The organism is Flavobacterium sp. YO64, from assembly GCF_004119505.1.
Classification (GTDB): domain Bacteria; phylum Bacteroidota; class Bacteroidia; order Flavobacteriales; family Flavobacteriaceae; genus Flavobacterium; species Flavobacterium oncorhynchi.
Genome location: NZ_NRQV01000043.1, coordinates 1 through 22089 on the forward strand (window position 1 = coordinate 1; position 22089 = coordinate 22089).

Here is a 22089-nt window from a genome sequence, read left to right on the forward strand (position 1 = left end):
ATTAAGACCTAAAAAAACTTCTAAAATAAGTAGTTCTTAAAAAGATTAAACCAATAAAAAATAAATTATTGATTCTAAATCTTTAAATTGATCTCTTAGTATTTTATACGATTGGCTTTTTAGTGTTTTGACCGTTTGAAGTTGTATTCCTAATTCTTCTGCTATATCAGCATTTTTAAGCCCTTTAAGACTTAGCTTTATAATTTCTTTTTTTCTATCAGGTAAAATCTCAATTGCCTTATACAATTGGCATACTATATCTTCTTCAAGAATTTGTTTTAAGAACAAATCATCATCTTCTAAAGACTTAATAGTATTTTCAGCATATTTATTTTTTACCAGATTATGCTTAATAACATTATAACATTTATTGCGAACGGCCTTGTATAGAAAAACCTTCAGATGCAGTTCATCTTGAAATGCATTTTCTTTTTCCCATATACCTATAAAAATATCCTGAACCAGATCTTCGCATTCATCAATGCTCAGAAAGCGATTTGCAAACTGAACAAGTGATCTATAGTACTGATCAAATATTTTCCTAATAAAAAGTTCGCTGGTATTATTTTCTTCCGTAACCAATGCTTATTCTTCAATAATTGATTATAATTAGGCAAATTAAATAAATTAAATTTAATTTTTCCTAATTAAATACCGTAATCATATCAAGAGAAGGCATTGATTAACATTGATTAGAATGAAACCGCTCTATTTATCTTACAATTAATTTAGAGTTGAAAATGATAGCTGCGACTAGTACCATATTAATGAAATGGAAAATCTTTGCTTTCTATTTATTTTTAGACCCGAAAACCATATTATGAGTGTTAGATTTCAATACTATAATAGAACTTTTACAAAACACTAGAAAGAGGGATAAAACTAGAAAAGCACACTCACTTTGTGAAGCACAGTATAAAAACTTTACCTCCATTTTTTGTTTATCTCTTTATTCTTGCATCCCATTTCACAATAAAACACTAATATAAAGGAATTTACATACAAAAATGTCCCCTATTTGTCCCCCCCTTTATTTTTCTTAAAAAAACTATTTAAGACTAGTTTTGTGATCTTATGATAGGCATAAAACCATAAAGGTTCTTGATTATTATAGAATATATAATATTGGGTTGGAAAGTATTTTTATGTCTGATCAGCTTACTTTTTTTTGATTATAAAAAATTTACTGCCACAATAAAAACACGTAAAACTACCTAATAATTAAGAATTTATTTATAATAATTTAGCTTGTCATTAAAATTAAACCTAATTTTTAATTTAAACTAAATCTTTAATCATTAACTAATTTAAAAAAACTATGGAACCATTATTAGGAACAATTTTAGCTTTTGGATTTAACTTTAACCCAAGAGGGTGGATGTTTTGCTGGGGACAACTTTTACCAATAACTCAAAACTCTGCACTTTTCGCATTACTAGGGACAACTTATGGAGGAGATGGTAAAGTCACATTTGGCCTGCCTGATTTAAGAGGCAGATCTCTTGTAGGAATGGGCCAAGGACCTGGTTTAACAAATATCAGTTGGGGAGAAGTAGCCGGAGTTGAAAACACTACATTAACGATTAATAATATGCCTACGCATGCTCACCCACTTGCATCGCCTCAAGCTGTTGTTAATACGCTTGTTAATGCGATAAGCGACAAACCAATCAGCAATGATCCTGATAGTGGTAACAATTCGTTTGCTGCCGGCGGTAATACTCCAAATATCTACAGCGAAGCAGGCGGGACAGCTAATAAAGTTGGCGGTATAACTTCTACAATTAGCGGTACCACAGGTATAACTGGTGGTAATCAATCATTTAGTCTAAGAAATCCTTATTTAGGTATAAATTACTGCATAGCTATAGAAGGGGTTTTTCCATCTAGAAACTAATACCATTAAAAATAAAACAGAGGCGATAATGCCTCTGTTTTTTAATCAAATTTTATGGACAACAGTACTAAAATAGGAATTCTACTTCCAAAATCACAACAATACCCAGCACTAGACAGAGATTTTATAAGAGGACTAAAACTTACTAATCCTAATATAAAGTTTCATATAGAAGGTATTGGTATTGGTGCAGATGAGAAACTGATAATCGAGAAAATACAAAAATTAAATTTTCAAGAAGATATATCAATTATCATTGGTTTTTTTGGACATTATAACATATCTGAGGTTTATAACTATGCTTCAAAAAACGATATCCTATTACTTGCCGCTGATACAGGAGCAACATTACCTTATGAAACAGCCACTTACAAGGGTGTTTACATTAATTCATTTGGACTAACGGAATCGTGTTATCATTTAGGCACTTATCTAACTGCCAAAAGCTTTCAAAAAGTAGTAACCTCAACTTCGTTTTATGATTCAGGTTACGGAATGCTATCAGCGATTGAGTATGCTTTTAAAGAAAGCCCTATTTTTTCAGGTCATTATATCACACCATTTGTTCCTAGAGAAAATGAATCGGAACATATGGATAATTTCATAAATTCTCATGAACCTGATGCTGTTTTTGCCTTCTATAGCGGCTTATATGCAGAGGAAAATGCCGATTTTGTAAATCAGAATAAAATAACTAAAAAGTATCCGTTTTATGTTACTCCGTTTTTTATCAATGATAAAATTTTAAAGGAATATAAAAACGATCCTCACGAACTTTACGTCGTAAGCACTTGGATGCAAAATGATAGCGATACTATCAACTTTACTGATGAGTATAAAAACAAATACTCAGAAATTCCTTCAATATTTTCGGTTTTAGGTTATGAAAACGGATTAATATTAAAAAATCTTCTTTTCAATTTAGAGAATAATCTTAGTATAGCTTCTTTAATTGAAAAAATGAGCAAACTTAATATTGCTGGACCTAGGGGAAATATTGTATTTGATATTGATACAAACAGAACATTATTTAATCATCATATGTATAAATTAAATCTTGATTCTTCTAACAATATAAGTTTTAATAAAATTGAAACATTTGCTAATGACGGGCATTTTATTAAGGCTTTTACTCGATCTACTAAACCTGAACAAATGGGCGGCTGGCAAAATGCCTATTTATGTCATTAAACTAAACTGTATGTTATGAAAAGAAAATTACTCTTATTTATCCTCTTTTTGTGTACACTCTTTGTACAACAAAACCTTAAGGCCCAAGCAACGGTCTTGGCACCAGGTGATATCGCCTTCATTGGTTATCAAGCGGGAACCCCAACTGATGGTTTCTCCTTTATTACTCTTAAAAATATCAATGCTGGAACGCTTGTATATTTTACAGAATGTGGATGGGGAAACGGTGCATGGATTCCATTTAACACCGAAACACACTTATTATGGACTGTACCAGCCTTTACTCCTGCTGGTACAATTGTATCAATAGTCGAAACTTCGGCTGATACTTTTACAATCTCAGGCTCAAGCGGAATAGCACTTGCATTAAATACAGGTTTTAATTTTACTAATGCAGGCGACCAGATATTGGCATATCAATCTTCAACAGGTCCACAACCGGTATCACCTACTTTTATTGCAGGTATACATACTGATTTTAATTCTTCAATTTATGACTCTATAACTACATGGAATACAACAATAGGTGCAGCAGCAGGTGGAGCATCCGAAAGTTCATTACCTCCTGGTTTAACTAACGGTGTAACTTGTATTTCCTTATTCCCAGCACCTGGCCCTGAACAAGCTAATAGTAAATATATAGGTACTTTAACAGGTACTACTACTGATTTATTGGCTAAGATTAATAATCCATCAGCCTTATACTGGTCACATAGCAGTGGGGCTGCTGATTTAGGAATTACTCCTGCAAATTACCCTGCTCCCGCTGTATCTACAGTTATAGTCCCGACTGTTTCGACTATTACTGCGACAAATATTAAAGCGGTCTCAGCAATAATAGGCGGAAATGTAACTTCAGATGGCGGTGAAACAACCGTTCAAAGAGGTATTGTTTGGGCTACAACCGCAGCTCCTACTATTACTGATCATAAAGTTCAAAACGGAACTGGAATTGGTAACTTTAGCGCTACTATAACAGGATTTCCTTCAGGAACGACTATTCATTACAGAGCTTATGCTACAAATAGTGCAGGTACCAGTTATGGTACTGAATCAACATTTAATACAGGGGCAGGTTTAAGCACCTCATCAACTTCAAAGGTAGATATTCTATGTAATGCTAGTGCAACTGGTTCTGCCACTGTTGTTGTAACCGGCGGAACATTAGGTTATACTTATTCATGGTCACCTTCTGGCGGTACTGGAGCAACAGCCTCTAACCTTACAGCTGGGAATTATACGGTAACCATTACTGATGGTGAATCAACGCAAATTACCAGAAATTTCAATATAATACAGCCAGCAGCACTTGATGGAACTTCTTCAACAACAGCGGTTACTTGTTTTGAACTAAATAATGGTATTGCAGTTATTAATCCAACAGGAGGCGCAGGAGGCTATACTTACGCATGGTCGCCATCTGGAGGCACCGGAGCAATAGCATCGGGCCTTGCAGCCGGAAATTACAGCGTTACTATTACAGATGGAAACTCCTGTACAAAAACTATTACTGGTATAACGGTAGGAGGTCCTACAGCGGCTCTAACTGCAACAACTAGTACAACTCCTGTTTCTTGTTTTGGAGGTGCTAACGGTACTGCAACTGTTACTCCAGGAGGAGGAACAGGAACAAAAACCTATCTATGGTCTAACGGAGCTACAACAGCCACAGCTACAGGACTAACAACTGGAAACTACAGTGTTACGGTTAAAGATGCGAATTTATGTTCTACAACTATAACCGGAATCTTTGTAGGTACACCTGCAGATGCTCTTGGCGGAAATATTAGTACTACACCAGTTTCTTGTTTTGGAGGGAGTAATGGTACTGCTACTGTTACTCCATCGGGAGGAACAGGAACAAAAACTTTTGAATGGTCTACTGGAGCTAAAACTGCTACAGTTACTGGGCTTATAGCAGGAACTTATAGTGTTACTATCACTGATCAAAATGGTTGTTCATCTATTATTAATGATATTTTTATTAGCCAGCCAGCAGCGGCACTTAATGGTACTTCTGTTGTAACAAACATCGCATGTAATGGAGGATCAACTGGTGTGGCTTCTATAACTCCAACAGGAGGAACCAGCCCCTATACTGTCAAATGGAATAACGGAGCTACTACCCCTATTATTACGGGTCTTCTAGCAGGTGTTTACAGCGTAACGATCACTGATGCAAATTCATGCGTAAAATTCATAGATAATATTATGGTAACACAGCCTTCCGCATTAATTCTAACATCTGCTAAAACAAATGTTGCCTGTAATGGAGGATCTAATGGTGTTGCATCTGTAACTGCAACTGGAGGAGCTGGGGGTTATACTTATTTATGGAACACCGGTGCAAAAACAGCTGCTATTACAGGTCTTACAGCTGGTACATACAGCGTAACAGTTACTGATGATAATGATTGTTCGAAAACAATAAATAATATCAACATAACACAGCCAAATGCTATAGATGGAACAACATCTACAACATCCGTTTCATGTTTTGGAGGATCTAATGGAAGTGCTTCTGTAACTGCAATTGGAGGAGCTGGAGGATATAGCTACTCTTGGTCACCTACTGGAGGAAATGGTGCAATAGCTACCGGTCTTACTGCAGGAACTTACAGCGTTACCATTACTGATACTAACTCTTGCACCAAAACTATAAATGATATCTTAGTAGAAGGGCCAACTGCTGCTTTAAAAGCTGCACCAGCTGCACAAACCAATATTTTATGTAATGGCAAAGCAACCGGATCTGCAACTGTAACTGCTACAGGAGGAACTGGAACTTATACATACTCGTGGGCACCTACTGGCGGAACTGCTGCAACAGCTTCTGGATTAACTGCTGGAACTTATACCGCAACAGTTACAGATGCTAATGCATGTTCTAGTAGCCAAAGTTTTACTATTAGCCAGCCTGCCGCTTTAGTCGCTAGTCCCCTTGCACAAACTAATATTGCTTGTAATGGCGGTACAACTGGATCTGCAACTGTTACAGCTACAGGAGGAACTGGAGCCTATACCTATTCATGGTCACCCTCTGGAGGAACTGCTGCTACAGCATCTGGATTAGCTGCTGGAACTTATACTGTAACAGTTACAGACAAAAACCTATGTTTTACGACTCAAAGTTTTACAATTACACAGCCGCCTGTTTTATCCGCAACTACGGCATCAACTGGAGTGAGTTGTTTTGGCGGATCTAACGGTACTGCAAGTGTTAATGTATCAGGAGGAAGCCCTGGCTACTCGTATTCATGGGCACCATTAGGCGGTGTAACACAATCTATTTCGGGCAGACCTGCTGGAGATTATACTTGTACAATTACAGATGCTAATGGTTGTACTTTAGTTAAAACTGTTAAGATAGGCAGTCCTGCAGAATTCTCTGCAACATATACAAAAACAGACGTTTCGTGCAACGGAGGAACAAATGGGTCTGCAACAATAATTGCTACAGGAGCAACTGCACCATATTCTTATACATGGTCTCCAACTGGTGGATCGGGCAAAACGGCAACTGGATTAGCAGTAGGAACTTACACTGTTCTTATCCAAGATGCAAACACATGTGTTTATCCTGTTATTGTAGAAATAAATCAGCCAAGCCTTTTAGATGCAACTACATCACAAACTAATGTTCTTTGTAATGGAGGCGCAACTGGTACAGCAACAGTAACAGCTTCAGGAGGAAAACTAAACTCATATACTTATATATGGTCTCCAACTGGTGGAACTGCCGCTACAGCTACTGGACTTGCTACTGGAAACTACAGCTGTTTAATTACAGATGGAAACGGTTGTTCTGTTACAAAAACTTTTACTATCACGCAGCCCGCAGCTTTATCGGCTACAACAAGTCAAATAAATGCAACCTGTTCAACAGGCGGCCAAGCAGCTGTAAGTGTTAATGGCGGTACAACTCCTTATTCTTATGCATGGTCAAATGGCGCCACTACACAAATTGTAACAGGATTATCCGCTGGAAGCTATACTTGCACAATTACAGATGGTAACGGATGTACACTTACTAAAAACTTTCTTGTGACTACAAGCAACACTTTAGTTGCTGCTACATCTCAAACTAATATTTTATGTAATGGTGCCAATACAGGTTCTGCTTCGGTAATTCCAGCTGGGGCACCAGGTCCATTTACTTACATTTGGGCGCCATCTGGTGGTTCTAGAGATACTGCAAGCAACCTTACAGCAGGTAACTATAGTGTAACAATAACTTCTTCAAATGGTTGTTCTATTATAAAAACCTTTACTATTACAGAACCTTCTGCTTTAGCAGTTACACCATCTCAAACTAATTTATTATGCCACGGTGCAGCTACAGGATCTGCCTCTGTAAATGTTACAGGCGGTACTGGTTCTTATACGTATCAATGGGCTCCTACTGGAGGCTCTGCTAAGACAGCAACAGGACTTACCGCTGGTACCTATACGGTAACTATTACAGATGGTAATTCATGTAAAACTGCACAATCATTTACAATTACGGAACCTAACCCTATTAAGATAACTATAAATTCTAAAAATGTTAGTTGTAATGGAGAATCTAACGGATCTGCAACAGCAACTGTAATTGGAGGTACTGGTGCTTATACTTATGCATGGTCACCATCTGGCGGCACTGCAGCAACTGCATCAGGGCTTAGTCCAGGAAATTATACTGTAACAGTTACTGATGCTAATAATTGCTCAACAACAGAAAGTGTTTTAATAACAGAACCAAATGTATTAACTGCTTCTATTGGAGCTCAAATTGACGCTTCTTGCAATGGATCTAACAACGGATCGGCAACTGTAGCCGTAACAGGAGGTTTTGGTACCTATACATACTCATGGTCACCATCTGGCGGCACTGCTGCAACTGCAACAGGACTTAGTCCGGGAACTTATACAGCAACAGTAACTGATGCAAACAATTGTACTGCAAAACAAAGTTTTACAATTGGAGAACCTACAGCATTAAAAGTTACAAGTACCCAAAAAAATGTTACTTGTTATAACGGTGATAACGGAGAGGCAGCTGTTACCATTTCAGGAGGAATTGCGCCATATTCTTATAAATGGAGTAACTCTGACAGTACTGGTCCAACTGCACAAAATCTAGTAAAAGGCGATTATGTATGTACCATAACAGATAGTAATAATTGCATTATATATCAGAACTTTACAATTACAGAACCTGCAGCATTAAAAGTTACAAGTACTCAAAAAAATGTTACTTGTTATAACAGTAATAACGGAGAAGCGACCGTTACAATTTCAGGAGGAATTGCCCCGTATTCTTATAAATGGAATAACTCTGACAGTACTGGTCCAACTGCACAAAATCTTGTAAAAGGTGATTATGTCTGCACCATAACAGATAGTAATAATTGTAGTGTAAATCAGAATTTTACCATTATAGAACCTGCAGCATTAAAAGTTACAAGTACTCAAAAAAATGTTACTTGTTATAATTCTGATAACGGCGAAGCAGCTGTTACGATTTCAGGAGGAATTGCGCCGTATTCTTATAAATGGAGTAACTCTGACAGTACTAGTCCAACTGCACAAAATCTTGTAAAAGGCGATTATGTCTGCACCATAACAGACAGCAACAATTGCACTATAAATCAAAGTTTTACAATTACTGAACCTGCAGCATTAAAAGACTACAAGTACTCAAAAAATGTTACTTGTTATAACGCTGATAACGGAGAAGCAACTGTTACAATTTCTGGAGGAACTGCTCCCTATTCTTATAAATGGAGTAACTCTGACAGTACAACTCAAACTGCACAAAATCTTGTAAAAGGTGATTATGTTTGTACCATAACAGATAGTAATAATTGCAGTGTAAATCAGAATTTTACTATTACACAGCCTTCAAGTCCAATAGGTTTAATTACCTCTATCCCAACTGAGTTTACTGCATCTAGTGTTACTCTAAACGTAAATGCCAGTCAAAATGGAATTGATGGAGATCTAGGAGAATGTACTTCAGAAATAGGACTTGTATTCGCAACTGCTGCTAATCCTAAAATCACTGATTCTAAAATTGTTCTAGGCAGTAATCCGGGAACATTTACAAAAATTATAGAAGGCTTGTTAGGAAATAAAGTATATTATGTACGAGCATATTCTATTGGCAAATTTGGCTATGTAAACTACGGAAATGAAATTAGCTTCACTACGCAAAAAAATATTTTAAAAGTTGTGGCAGCTTCAGATCAAACAAAAGTATATGGAAGCACAGAACCAAAACTAAGTTACGTGGCAACTGGATTTGTTAATGGAGATAGCAATTCAATTATTACAGGTTTACTTTCTAGAACTGCTGGTGAGAACGCTGGAACTTATCCTATTACACTTGGAACTTTAAGTGCTGGGGCGAACTATACAATTGATTTTAAAACTTCTGATTTTAAAATTACTAAAGCAAATCAAGTAATTGAGTGGAATCAAGACTTGGCCTTTGGATGTAATACGACAGACCAAGTACAACTTACTGCTTCTTCAAATAGTGGACTTCCAGTATCTTATGTCGTAGAAAATTCATCAATTGCGGCTATTCAAGGCGATGTATTAAAAATTAATCGTGCTGGAGCAACAACTATCAAAGTTTCTCAAGAGGGAGATCAAAACCACAATCCAGCTGTACAAATTACAAAATTGATCGAAGTAAGTCAGTCTGGAAATATAAGCCAATATTGGGAGGATACTTTGTTATTTGATAACTCAACTAAAAATTACTCATCATTTCAATGGTATAAGAACGGAGTGCTTATTCCAGGAGCAACTAGTCAGTATTATAGTGAGAAACCTTTAAAAGGCACTTATTCAGTACAAGCCAAAGATAAAGATGGAAATGTTATCAAATTCTGTCCAATAACAATTGATACGCAAACTTTTTCAAAAGCTTTAAAACTGTATCCTAATCCAGTTCGAAGCTTAAGCGAATTAACAATTGAATCTGATTATTCTGCAGAAGACTTAAAAGACTCACGTATTAATATTTTTGACTTATCTGGAAAATTAGTAACTACCGTAAATAATGTTAGTCCAAAGGTGATTGTTACTGCACCTTCATCAACAGGAATTTATGTAGTTGTTTTGTCATTGGCAAACGGTCAGCATAAAACAATTAATTTATTGGTACGTTAAAAATTAAATACTTAAAAAATGAAAAATCAATATAAACTAACAATACTGTTTTTAACCTTATTTAGTTGTACTGTAAAAGGGCAAGAATTTAATATTAAAATTAATGGCGGTCCATCTGGAATTCTTTACGACAGTGCTTTGGGTGATGCAAAACTTAAAACTGGATTTGGAATAGGTTTGGGCTATACGTATTATCTAAATAAGCATTGGGGAATTGCAACAGGAATAGAAGGGCAATACAGTCAGAATTCTTTTAATTTAAACGAAGGAACAACATTTACTTCGTATGAAGTAGATGATCAAGGATCGGCTTTTGAATATCGCGTAAGTCCAAAGAATTATGCTGAAGACCAAAATTTTTTCTCTTTTGTTGTGCCTGTCCTTTTACAATATCGAACAGATATATCGGCTAAAACAGGATTCTATTTAGGAGTTGGAGCAAAAGCTTTGTTTCCAGGAAAATTAAAATCCAAAGCCAGCGCTTCTGAAATTCAGATGTCGGGATATTATCCAGATTTAGATCTTGTTATAGATAATTTACCATCACACGGTTTTGGTAAAATATCGAATTGGAAAGGCAATACGCGTACCAGTCTTGCAAACTCTATTTTATTAAGTGCTGAGACTGGCTTAAGTTTTAAACTAAAAGAAAACTTAAATCTTTATACTGGAGTTTACGTCGATTATGGATTAAACGAGCTCGCCAAAAGTAATTCAGATTCTAATTTGGTAACCTATAGTCCTACCGATGTAAATAGTATTGAACCAAATGGAGTAATCAAGAATGACAAAGTAGTACAAAAAACCAACTATTTAGCGGCAGGCCTTCAGGTTAAATTAGGTTTTTCACTTAAAACGAAAAAGCAATTACCTGCACCGCCTGAAAGTACTACGACAGCCGTACAAACTACAGCAGAACCAAAAGTAGAACCAAAAGTAGAACCAAAAACAGAAATTTCCGTAGTTCAAACTCCTCCAGAAAAGAAAGAAGTAATTACTGCCGAAAATATAATTTTAATTGAAGAGCCTGTAGGTTTCACCACCGTTGGAAATACTGATTTGTCTCCTGCTGTAATTCCTCATCTTGACGAGATAGCAGTAATTCTGAAAAAAGACAAAACGGCTGTATTAGAGGTAACAGGCTACACTTGTAACATTGGAAGCAATGAAAGAAATCAAGAAATAGGAATGTTAAGAGCTAAATCTGTTGCAGATTATCTTCAAGGAAAAGGAATTGAAAACAGTCGTATACATTTAAAATCGAAAGGACAAACAGATCCATTAGTACCCAACACTTCTGAAGAAAATAGAATTAAAAACAGAAGGGTTTCTATGGAAGTAATCCAAAATTGATTTAGAATTTCTTTTCTTATTTCAAATAAAACAATGAATACTGCTAAAATAAATATTGCAAAAATTCTTATTTTACAATGAAATGAAAATTCTATAATTGTTTCGTTTACTGTTTTTTAATCTTTAGTAATTTTAAAAAAAATAAAAATAAGTTAAACCCGTATATTTTTTTATACTACATTTGCGCTTTATAAATAAAAAATGAACACGCAAATTAACATCTTTATTATTATCAATTCTATTATTATCATTTGATATTAGTAAAGGGATTTTATATAAAGAAGTATACATAATACAATTTTAAAACCTCCCTAAACCGGGAGGTTTTTTTATTTAAAACAAACATGAAAAATTTAACAGCAATAATTATTATCGCAATTATCATTATTTGTCTCTCATGACGAGTTAGGATTATATTGTGTAATACGAACCTTTCTCCGTCAAACGAGAAAGGTTTTTTTTTGCGCTGAAAAGAAACAACTCTAAAAATTACTAAATAAAAATTCAACTAAATACAGCAGCACAAACAAAATGGAAGAGAAATATACTTTGACAGTTTATACCGAAAATCAACTAGAGCTAATCAATAGAATTGCCGTAATGTTTTTAAGAAAGAAAATTAATCTGGTGAGTTTGAATATCTCAGAATGTGAAATTGATAAAATGCATCGGTTTACAATTGTTATTAATGCAGCCTCAGAAATCGTGCAAAACTTGGTACATCAAATAGAAAAAATCATCGATGTATTTAGATGTTATTGTAATACTGAAAAGGAAATTTTTTCTGCACAAACAGCATTGTACAAACTGCCAACGGATATAATGATAAACAATGAAAGTCTTGATCTTTTATTTAAAAAATATAATGCGACTTTTTTATCAATCGAAAAAAAGTACACTGTATTTGAAGTTACGGCACAGGAAAATGAAATAGATAATTTAACAACTATTCTTAATCAATATGAACTTGTCGAATTTGCAAAAAGTTCAAAAATTGCTTTGATTAAAGGCAGCGAAGGGTTTGCAAAGGAATTATCGGAGATGGAAAACTACTAAGTTGAAAAAACAGCACAACGCCAAGATGAATTTATTTAAAGAAATACAGCTCGCTCAGAAACAATTAGCTGCTGTAATTGTTTCCACTCCTTTATTAGAAAACTTAAGTCTCTCGAAGCAATATAATGCCGCTGTTTTATTAAAACGTGAAGACCTTCAAGCGGGTTGTTCTTTTAAAATCAGAGGAGTTTATAATAAAATTAATTCTTTATCTATTACTGAGAAAGAGCGCGGAATTGTTTGTGCCAGCGACGGAAATCATGCACAGGGAGTTGCCTATTGCTGTGAGTTATTAAAAATAATGGGGAAAATATATCTGCCCAAAAATACCTCTAAACAAAAACTAGAACAAATTCAGAAATTTGGAAAAGAGTACATCAAAATAATCCTAACCGGCGATTATTTTGAAGAAGCATATTCGATTGCTTTGGGAGATGCTTCGATACATCGCAAAGCCTTTATACATCCTTTTGACGATTTAAAAGTAATCGCTGGTCAGGCAACTGCAGGACTTGAAATTCTTGAGGAATATCAAAATCCTATTGATTACGTTTTTGTTCCTTTAGAAGGAGATGGTTTAGCAGCAGGAATTTCCTCTGCATTTAAAATGTTAAGTCCTAATACTAAAATTATTGGAGTCACAACTCAAGAAAATCCGTCGCTTGAAATTACAAGTGAAAGCGATCATTCTTTTGCTAATAAAAACTCCAATTTAAATACTGCTTCTATTAAAAAACAGGATGATCTAACTTCTAACATCTGTAAAGAAAACCTAACTGATGTAATAAAAATTCCCGAAGGAAAAATCTGCTCGACTATTCTAAAATTAGCCAATAATAAAGATATTAATATAGAACATGAAGGTGTATTAAGTATTGCAGCGCTAGATTTTTATGCCGATAAGATAAAAGGAAAAAACGTGATTTGTATAATAAACGGCGGTCTAAAAAATGCAGAAAAAGAGGCCGAAATAAAAGAACGTTCTTTATTATATGACGGTTTGGTACATTATTTTATGATTCAATCTCCACAGCGAAGCGAAATATTAAAAGATTTTATAAGTCACATACTTGGTCCTGATGATGAAATTACACATTTTCAATTTGTTCAAAATGACAGCTATGAAACGCAATCGGTTTTTATACGATTAGAAATAAAAGCAGCAAACAATATTGAAGCAATAAAAACCAAAATGCAGGCGAAAGAATTTCAATATCAAAACCTCAACGATCGAAATGATTTATTTAGTTCGAATAGTAACTTGGAAAACATTTTATGGGAAGAAAAACAGAATAACAATCAATTTATTCTAAGATAAAATTGACCTTGCATCTATCAATGAAAAACAAAAACCAGTGACGTAAAATGCACTGGTTTTATTTTTTATTACACTATTCTAAACGAAGTTAACAACCGCTATTTTATACTTAGCGCTTTTATTATTCGGCTGTAAATTTCGGTATTTTGATAAACACCCATAAAATTTTGTGCTCCTGCACCGTATGCAAAAACGGGAACTGGAACTGCTGTATGATCATTTGTACTGAAACTTCCGTGCACATACCCTTTCTCAATACTTCCGTCGATTAACGAAAGTCCTCCGGTTTCATGATCAGCTGTTACGATTAATAATGTTTCGGGATTATTATCAACAAATTCCATTGCCTGCCCTACTAATTTATCAAAATCAAGCATTTCGCGAACTACATATTCTACATTGTTTCTGTGTCCACCGTAATCAATCTGTGCTCCTTCTGCCATTATAAAAAATGGATTTTTTGATTTTAATAACGTACTTGTAGCTTTTGCAAAAGATTTAGTCAGGAAATCTCCACGTCCGTCTTTCATAGAAACTACTGCAGCATCATCTAAAACAATAAATTTGCTGTTTTTAATTGTATCTAAACTGTTGAATTTATCTAAAAAAGTATATCCTCTTTCAGTCAATATTTTAGATAAATCTTTTCCATCCTTTCTAGATTTAAATTCATTTTTTCCGCCTCCAATTAAAATATCTGAAGGATTTGATAAGAAGTCATTTGCAATAGGTTCGCTGTAACTTCTTTCCGGCTGATGTGCATAAAATGCCGCTGGCGTTGCATCTGTAATATTTCCTGCAGAGATAACAGCTGTTTTATAATTTCTTGCTGCTAATTGCTGCGTGATTAATTCTAATGGCTTTCCGTTTTCATCAACACTTATAAATCTATTATTGGTTTTATGTCCCGTTGCCATTGCAGTTGCTCCTGCAGCCGAATCTGTAATATAACTATTTGAAGCTTTAGTTATAGAAAGTCCTTGTGTGGGAATATTAAAAAGACTTAACTGCCCTTTGTTTGCTGTATAACCCGCATAAATTTGCGTTAAACCCATTCCGTCACCAATTAACAGAATTACGTTTTTAGGTTTCTTTTTAGTAAAAACCGAAGTGTTTTTAGGAACGTAAGCTTGGTGAAATTCGGTGTTTTGATAAAATGTTGATTTAATGTTATTGATAAAATGCGTCAATTCTGAAACATTATCTGTACCAATAAAATCAACTTTTAAATTCATTAAAGTCATCCAAGTATTTACATTGTCCTGCGTTCCCCAAAATCTTATTTTTTTATTTTGACTGTGTACTTTTTTAATTGTTGACTGAATTTTTTCTAAATCATCCTGTGTCAAAACACCTTTTCCATTCCAAACTGTAAATTCTTTCAAATCTTCGCTGATCATTTCTACACGTGCCAATTGTTCGGCAGTATAATTTTCATTCAGTCTTCCGTCAAAATAAATAAACTCAGGATAATTGGCGTATTGTGATGGCAGCGGTCTGTTTCCTGAAATTACGACTTTTATATTTTTATTTGAAATGATTTCTGGAAAAGTCTTTAATTGCTGTACGATTAATTTTAAAGTCGAATCGGCATCAGTTTTTATATCGATCATTAAAATTAATGGCTTACCGCTTTGATAAACTTTTCCTTCTAAACTTTTTAGTTTTGAAGATAACGGTTCTAGATATAAACTTTTAAGTGTGTTGTGCACCGCAATTTCTTTTGAAGTATGCGATACAAAAAGTTCATTGTTTACTAAAAAAACATCGGCTTCAATAACGCCGGTTTCGTTAGAATATGCTCCATAAAATGGCAGTGCACCGGCATAATCATTATGCGAATGTATGTTTGATGAACTATATTCCTGTGCTTGTGCAAAGAGGAAAAAGGAAAGGCAAAAAAGGGTGAATATTTTTTTCATTGAAAATGTTTTTATTCTTTTAAAGCTGTAGGTAACTTTATTAGAAATTAAGTTGTTGTAATTTGAAAGTGCATTTTTATATCTGCTGGGAATAACAAGTTTTACTTAAATACAAACCAGTCTCTTTGGGAAAAGACTGGTTTACACTATTTAAAATTTGATTGTACTTTTTTACAAACTGCAGACTACACAACAAGCCTGCAGTGTAAAAAAAACTAATCAAAATGAAACTACTAATTACCAGCCTTGATTTTGGGTCAATGCGCCTTTACTTACTGCGATTTCATCTGGCGGTATTGGCCAAACATGGTGTATCGCAGGATTAAAATTACGTGCAGGATAAATTACACTTCCGTTATAATGGTGCAGCGGTTTTGCATAAGTTTCTTTTGCATCGCCCCAGCGTACTAAATCGAAATGACGATCTGTCCATTCTCCTGCTAATTCACAACGTCTTTCTCTTTTTAAATCGACCATTGTAGCACCAGCGATATCTCCAAGTCCAGCGCGATGACGAATCAAATTGATTTCAGTATCTGCATTTTGACCTTTCATTAATTTGGCTTCTGCAAGCATCAATAATACATCTGCATATCGTAAAAGCGGAACGTTAAGTGCTGTTGAAGGTTTGTCTCCATTTGCATTTACATAACGAATATCAATTCCGCCTGAAGTTGTTTTTGGATAACTAAACGGCTCCATATATTTTTTAAACTGATAACCCGTTCTGTTACTAGAACTCACAATGTTTTTTCCTTCATTAAAAGTAACTACTTCTCCAAAATAAGTGAATTTATCTCCTTTTTGTAAAATAGTGGCACTGCGTCTTTTATCTGTTGGAACATAAGTATCAAACAATTCTTTTGTTGGATAAAAATTTCCCCATCCATTGTAAACTCCCCATCCTTTGTCTTCTAAACAAACTCCTGGAAAAATAGAACCTAAAGAAGTATTTTCAGAACTTGAAGTCACTGACCAGATGTATTCTGTAGACCAATTATTTTTAATTTTAAATACATCTTCAAAATTATCAAGCAGTTTGTGTTTACCGCTTGCAACAATCATATTGGCATATTTTATAGCGTTATCCCAATCTTTTGCATACAAATACGTACGAACTAAATAACCCCAAGCTGCTGTTTTGTGTGCACGCCCATAATTGTCTGGTGTTAATTCATTAAAATAAGGCAATAAATCTGCCGCTTTTATAAGATCTGCTGCAATGTAAGCGTAATTTTCGGCTACATTTTTAGCGCGCGGCACATATACATTAGTGGGATTTTCTCTGTCCTGAATTGGTATTCCTGCACGATCATCTCCGTAATGATAAGCCAATTCTAAATGCATTACGGCATGATTGAAATAAGCTTCACCTAACATTCCGTTTTTTGTTTTTTCATCCAAAGCAATATTCGGAATATTACGAATTACATCGTTACAACGTTTCATAACTTCGTAATGCAGTCTCCAAATGTCTTTCGTATCAGACTCTGCTCCATCAACAATAAAGTTTTTAATACGTTCTGCGTTTTGTCTTGGTTTTGTTCCTATATCATCACTGGCATTGTTAAGCCAGAAAAAACCACGACCGTACATATTATCATTAGAATACAAATCATAAATCGCATTTACACCCGCTTTTGCATCTGCCGGAGTTTTCCAAAAATTTCCGCTTGACGGTGCTCCTTGCGGTACAAGATCAAGTTCGCTTTCGCAAGCTGAAGTGCTTACTAACAGCACAAAACTTAATAATAAAAGACTTAAATTTTTCATTTTGTTATTTTTATTTTTTTTAAAAAGTAGCGTTTAGACCAGTCATGTAAATTCGAGACAGTGGATATTTCCCTAAGTCCATTCCGAAATTTCTAAGACCAACTTCTGGATCCATTCCTGAATAGTTTGTAATGGTAAATAAGTTTTGTCCTGAAACAAAGAATCTTAGTTTAGCTTTTCCGTTTAACCAATTTTCTTTGATTGTATAACCAATCGAAAGGTTTCTTAATCTTAGGAAAGAAGCATCTTCAATATAAAAATCAGAAATACGACCGAAGTTGTTGTTATTGTCTGTCGATGACAATACAGGTATATCGGTGTTTGTATTAGTTGGAGACCAAGCATTTTTAGATTCGGCTAATAAATTGTAACCTGGAAAAGAACCGTTTAAACCTGTATGTTTTACGGCATTGAAAACACTATTTCCGGCAGCTCCGCTTAAAAAGATATTCATATCGAAACCTTTATATCTAAAGTTGGTATTTAAACTGAAAGTAGTTTTAGGAAACGGACTTCCAAGTACTACTCTATCGCTGTTATTAATAACTCCATCGCCGTTTACATCTTTAAATTTCATATCGCCGGCAACAGCATTTGGCTGATAAGCAACATTATTAGAGTTTACATACGCTTTTGCTTCGGCATTACTTTGAAATAATCCGTCTGTAGCATATCCGTAAAATGCACCAACCGGACTTCCTACTTGATAAATATTCGCTAAAGGTAAACTACGAACTCGGCTTAGGTTTAAAGGTTCCAGCGAAGTTAAATCGTCTTTAATAGAAACAATTTTATTGCTTAAAAATGCTGCATTTGCTGTAATATCAAACTTAAATTCTCCTCTTGTTTTTTGATACGTTAAACTTGCCTCGATTCCTTTGTTTTCAACATCTCCAGAGTTTACAATTCTTCCTAATGGAGTTCCTGAAACACCCGGCAGCTGATCACGAACTAACATGTCTTTGTTTGTTTTTACGTAAGCATCAACAGATCCTAATAAGGTATTATTAAACATGGTAAAATCTAAACCTAAATTGGTCTGCTCTGAACTTTCCCATCTTAAATTCGGGTTTGATAATTCGCTTTCTGCATAACCATAATTAATAGTTGGAGTTGCTCCTATTAAAGCTTGAGTCTGCGTTAAAGGCACACTAAACTGATATGGTCCAAGGTTTCCTAAATTTCCAATTTGTCCCCAGCTTGCACGTAATTTTAAGTTGCTAACTGTTGAACTGATACCTTTCATAAATCCTTCTTCAGAAATTAACCATCCTGCAGAAACTGATGGATATACTTTCCAACGGTTTTCTGATAATAGTTTTGAAGTTCCGTCACGACGAACGATTCCTGAGATTAAGTATTTTTGGTTGAAGTCGTAATTAATCCTTCCCACATAAGATGAGATAATTTCATCAGATAAACCTGCTCCTGTTTGTTGAATTAATTTTGCGTTTAGCAAATAACGTTGTGATGGATCTTCGCTGTCAAAACCTGTTCCTTCAACCGTATAAAAATCTCTTTTTGTTTCTTGATACGTATATCCTGCTAAAGCTTTAAGATTGTGTTTTCCAAATGATTTTTCGTAAGAAACAGTTTGCTCACTTAGTAAATCAGTAGTTGTAGCTGATTTTTTTGTCAAACGGTTAAAGTCAAAGATTTTTCCCGGTTCTGTAATTTTTGTTGAAAAATCAGTTGCGTTGTCTTGAATTCTAGTATACCCCCAATTCGATTTAACTTTTAAGCCTGGTACAATTTCCCATTCTGCATAAGGATTTATCAAAATGGTAGAAACAGGATTTCTGTTGTCTAGTCTTTTTAAATAAGCTACAGGGTTTATTACATCTCCGTAAGAACCAATATATTTTTCTGGAACTCCTCCAAACTGTCCAGAACCGTCTTCTCTATAAATAGTTGCATTTGGCGGATAAAATACTGCAGCCAAAATAGCTCCTGTATAAGCATTTGCAGTATTAGCTGTTTGTCCATCAGTTAATGAATAGGATAAATTTTCTCCAATTGTAAAATTATCTGCCAGTTTAAAAGATGTATTTGCTCTAACGGTATAACGTTCTCCGTAGGTATTTAGTAAAACACCTTCATTTTTTCTATAACTTCCTGAAAGAAAGAAATTTGATTTTTCTGTTTTTCCATTTATAGAAAGTGACAAATCTTGAATTTCGCCTGTACGGAAAATTTCATCCATCCAGTTAGTTTTTGTCGTTCTTGCTGTTGGCTCAAAAGCAGGATCAAAGGCAGGAATTCTTGGTAAACCAGCATTATCTCTTGCAGTATTCATAGCGTCTGCATATTCTGCGGCATTTAAAACGTCCAGTTTTTTAGCCACATTCTGGAAACCGCCCTGATAATTTACATTCACATTAATACGATCCGAAATTCCTTTTTTAGAGGTAATTAAGATTACACCTCCAGATGCTCTTGCTCCATAAATTGCTGCCGAAGCGGCATCTTTTAAAACGCTGATCGAAGCAATATCATTTGGATTTAAAGTATTTAGTGATCCGCTGTAAATAATTCCGTCTAAAACAATTAATGGAGTTTCAGCGTTCAAAGAACCAATTCCACGAATATTAATTGTTGGCGAAGCAGTTGGATCTCCACCATCATTAATAACGGTAACACCAGCAACAGTTCCTTGTAATAATTCAGCAGCATTATTGTACGTTCTGCTCGAAGTTTCTTTCATCGAAACAGAACCTACTGCTCCAAGAACTTCTTTCTTTTTAACACTTCCATATCCCATTACAACTACTTCCTGAAGTTGTTTTACGTCAGCCGCTAATTTTACTGTAATGGTTTCGCTTTTGGATACTTTAACTTCTTTATTGATGTAACCAACGTATGAAAAAACTAATAAAGCTTCAGCTGCATTAATTTCCATTTTAAAAGTTCCGTCAAAGTCTGTTGTCGCTGCTGCACTTGAATTTTTATCTTTAATTCCAACACCTGGCAACGGCATATTATCGTCTCCGCTGAAAACTGTCCCAGAAACAATAATTTTATTTTGATCTGCAGCCGCAGTTTTTTGTGTTTTCTTGATAACGATATTGTTGTTTACAATTTCATATCGAAGCAAAAAATTACTGCAAATTTTATCTAATGCTTGTTCTAGTGTAACATTAGAAAGTTTTAAACTAATTTTTTGATTGGCATTAATTTGATTGGATTCGTACATAAAATGTACATCGATTTGATTTTCAATTTTTTGAAAAACATTTTTTATACTTTCATTTTCTACCTTTAATGTTACTCTTTTATTTGCATTGTTATTGTCTGCATTTGCCGTAAAACCTGCAAAAAACAAGGCAATAAGCAGGATTGCTTTTAACCAAGCGGTTTTTTTAATACTTTGAAACTTTACGACGCATCGCATTCGTTTTTCATTCATGACTTGTTGTTTTAGTTGTTTTTGGATTTTTTGTTTCTACGTAGTTTATTTTTAAATCTGATTTTAAGTCAGATATTTTCTTTTTTACTCAATCTTATATACTCCTGATTCTACTTTGTATTCGGCATTTATAATATTGCATACCAATGCCATTACTTCATTTGCTGACAGTTCTTTGAAATAACCGTTTATTTTAAGTGTATTTAGATTCTTGTTTTTAACTTCTATCGGAATATTATAATTTCTATTTATGGTTGCGATAACTTCCGGTAAAGGTGTTTCTTCAAAAACCATTATGTTTTTTCGCCATAACGAAATCGTATTTACGGGTACATCTTTAAAAGCTTGCAGTTTGTTGCTTTTGGATTTAAAAATCACTTTTTGTCCCGGAGTTACATAAACATTTTCATCTGTAATGGTCGATTTCACATTTACTCTTCCCGTTAAAACTGCGACTTCTTGTGTAGTGTGATCTGGATATGCCTGAACGTTAAAACTGGTTCCGAGTACTTTTGTATCCATTTTGTTGGTATGAATTATAAATGGATGTTCTTTGTCTTTTGCGACATCAAAAAAAGCTTCTCCTGTTAAGTAAACTTCGCGTGTGTCTCCATTAAATTCTGTTGGATATTTTAAAAGACTTCCTGCATTCAGCCATATTTTAGTTCCGTCTGCCAAAGTTATTTTGGCACGTTCTCCCAATTTTGTCGCATATTGTTTGATTTCACCATTTGATTTTGAGGTGTAGTAAAAAAAACTAGATATACTCATTAATAAGGTTAATGATGCAGCAATTGCCAAGTTTCTATTTTGAAGTGAAATAACTTTTGGTGTCTTCTTAATTTGCTTTAATTCTCTTTTTAACTTAGAACGATCTGATACAATAAGTTCATTTTCTTCAGATAAATGCTCTGGATGGTCGTACCAATTATTCCATAATTCCTCTCCTTTTATAGATGGTTTTCCTTTTAAAAACTGTTTTATATCTTGATGTAATTTTTCAGGCATTATA

Annotated in this window: 11 protein-coding genes; 6 read left to right on the top strand and 5 right to left on the bottom strand. The window is 34.6% G+C overall.

Features of this window, described 5'->3' with window-relative positions:
• Positions 1–45: 45 nt before the first annotated feature.
• Complete coding sequence (locus tag BOW57_RS19175) at positions 46–582, bottom strand: sigma-70 family RNA polymerase sigma factor (RefSeq protein ID WP_089053831.1); 537 nt, start codon at positions 580–582, stop codon at positions 46–48.
• Positions 583–1318: 736 nt separating this feature from the next.
• On the opposite strand from BOW57_RS19175, the gene BOW57_RS19180 reads away from it, so the two are divergent.
• The 6 genes from BOW57_RS19180 to ilvA all read left to right on the top strand — a co-directional run bounded on the left by BOW57_RS19180 (position 1319) and on the right by ilvA (position 13976).
• Complete coding sequence (locus BOW57_RS19180) at positions 1319–1897, top strand: phage tail protein (RefSeq protein ID WP_129056639.1); 579 nt, start codon at positions 1319–1321, stop codon at positions 1895–1897.
• Positions 1898–1951: 54 nt separating this feature from the next.
• The gene (locus tag BOW57_RS19185; protein WP_129056641.1) at positions 1952–3088 is read left to right on the top strand and encodes an ABC transporter substrate-binding protein; all 1137 of its coding nucleotides are present in this window, start codon (positions 1952–1954) and stop codon (positions 3086–3088) included.
• 15 nt (positions 3089–3103) lie between these two features.
• Positions 3104–10249, top strand: coding sequence for an MBG domain-containing protein (locus tag BOW57_RS19190; RefSeq protein WP_129056643.1), 7146 nt, complete (start codon positions 3104–3106; stop codon positions 10247–10249).
• Positions 10250–10267: 18 nt separating this feature from the next.
• Positions 10268–11602 (top strand): OmpA family protein, encoded by a 1335-nt coding sequence (locus BOW57_RS19195; protein ID WP_129056645.1) that lies wholly within the window; start codon positions 10268–10270, stop codon positions 11600–11602.
• Between the two features lie 531 nt (positions 11603–12133).
• On the top strand, positions 12134–12658 hold the full coding sequence (gene ilvN, locus BOW57_RS19200; RefSeq protein ID WP_129056647.1) for an acetolactate synthase small subunit: 525 nt from the start codon (positions 12134–12136) through the stop codon (positions 12656–12658).
• A gap of 25 nt (positions 12659–12683) precedes the next feature.
• Positions 12684–13976 (top strand): threonine ammonia-lyase IlvA, encoded by a 1293-nt coding sequence (gene ilvA / locus BOW57_RS19205; protein ID WP_129056649.1) that lies wholly within the window; start codon positions 12684–12686, stop codon positions 13974–13976.
• 98 nt (positions 13977–14074) lie between these two features.
• Here ilvA and BOW57_RS19210 read toward each other — a convergent pair whose 3' ends face one another.
• From BOW57_RS19210 to BOW57_RS19225, 4 genes are all read right to left on the bottom strand, one after another.
• Positions 14075–15898 carry an alkaline phosphatase gene (locus BOW57_RS19210; RefSeq protein ID WP_129056651.1) on the bottom strand — a complete coding sequence of 608 codons (1824 nt, stop codon included), beginning with the start codon at positions 15896–15898 and terminating at the stop codon, positions 14075–14077.
• A gap of 237 nt (positions 15899–16135) precedes the next feature.
• A complete protein-coding gene (locus BOW57_RS19215) occupies positions 16136–17671 on the bottom strand; it encodes a RagB/SusD family nutrient uptake outer membrane protein (protein WP_089056103.1) in 1536 nt (511 codons plus the stop codon).
• A 19-nt stretch (positions 17672–17690) separates the two neighbouring features.
• Positions 17691–21077 carry a SusC/RagA family TonB-linked outer membrane protein gene (locus tag BOW57_RS19220; protein WP_129056653.1) on the bottom strand — a complete coding sequence of 1129 codons (3387 nt, stop codon included), beginning with the start codon at positions 21075–21077 and terminating at the stop codon, positions 17691–17693.
• A gap of 84 nt (positions 21078–21161) precedes the next feature.
• The gene (locus BOW57_RS19225; RefSeq protein WP_129056655.1) at positions 21162–22085 is read right to left on the bottom strand and encodes a FecR family protein; all 924 of its coding nucleotides are present in this window, start codon (positions 22083–22085) and stop codon (positions 21162–21164) included.
• Between the last annotated feature and the right edge of the window lie 4 nt (positions 22086–22089).

Excerpts from the sequence above, each read along its gene's own strand:
- BOW57_RS19180 (WP_129056639.1), top strand. The coding sequence starts at position 1,319 with ATGGAACCATTATTAGGAACAATTTTAGCTTTTGGATTTAACTTTAAC.
- BOW57_RS19185 (WP_129056641.1), top strand. The coding sequence starts at position 1,952 with ATGGACAACAGTACTAAAATAGGAATTCTACTTCCAAAATCACAACAA.
- BOW57_RS19190 (WP_129056643.1), top strand. The coding sequence starts at position 3,104 with ATGAAAAGAAAATTACTCTTATTTATCCTCTTTTTGTGTACACTCTTT.
- BOW57_RS19195 (WP_129056645.1), top strand. The coding sequence starts at position 10,268 with ATGAAAAATCAATATAAACTAACAATACTGTTTTTAACCTTATTTAGT.
- ilvN (WP_129056647.1), top strand. The coding sequence starts at position 12,134 with ATGGAAGAGAAATATACTTTGACAGTTTATACCGAAAATCAACTAGAG.
- ilvA (WP_129056649.1), top strand. The coding sequence starts at position 12,684 with ATGAATTTATTTAAAGAAATACAGCTCGCTCAGAAACAATTAGCTGCT.
- BOW57_RS19210 (WP_129056651.1), bottom strand. The coding sequence starts at position 15,898 with ATGAAAAAAATATTCACCCTTTTTTGCCTTTCCTTTTTCCTCTTTGCA.
- BOW57_RS19215 (WP_089056103.1), bottom strand. The coding sequence starts at position 17,671 with ATGAAAAATTTAAGTCTTTTATTATTAAGTTTTGTGCTGTTAGTAAGC.
- BOW57_RS19220 (WP_129056653.1), bottom strand. The coding sequence starts at position 21,077 with ATGAATGAAAAACGAATGCGATGCGTCGTAAAGTTTCAAAGTATTAAA.
- BOW57_RS19225 (WP_129056655.1), bottom strand. The coding sequence starts at position 22,085 with ATGCCTGAAAAATTACATCAAGATATAAAACAGTTTTTAAAAGGAAAA.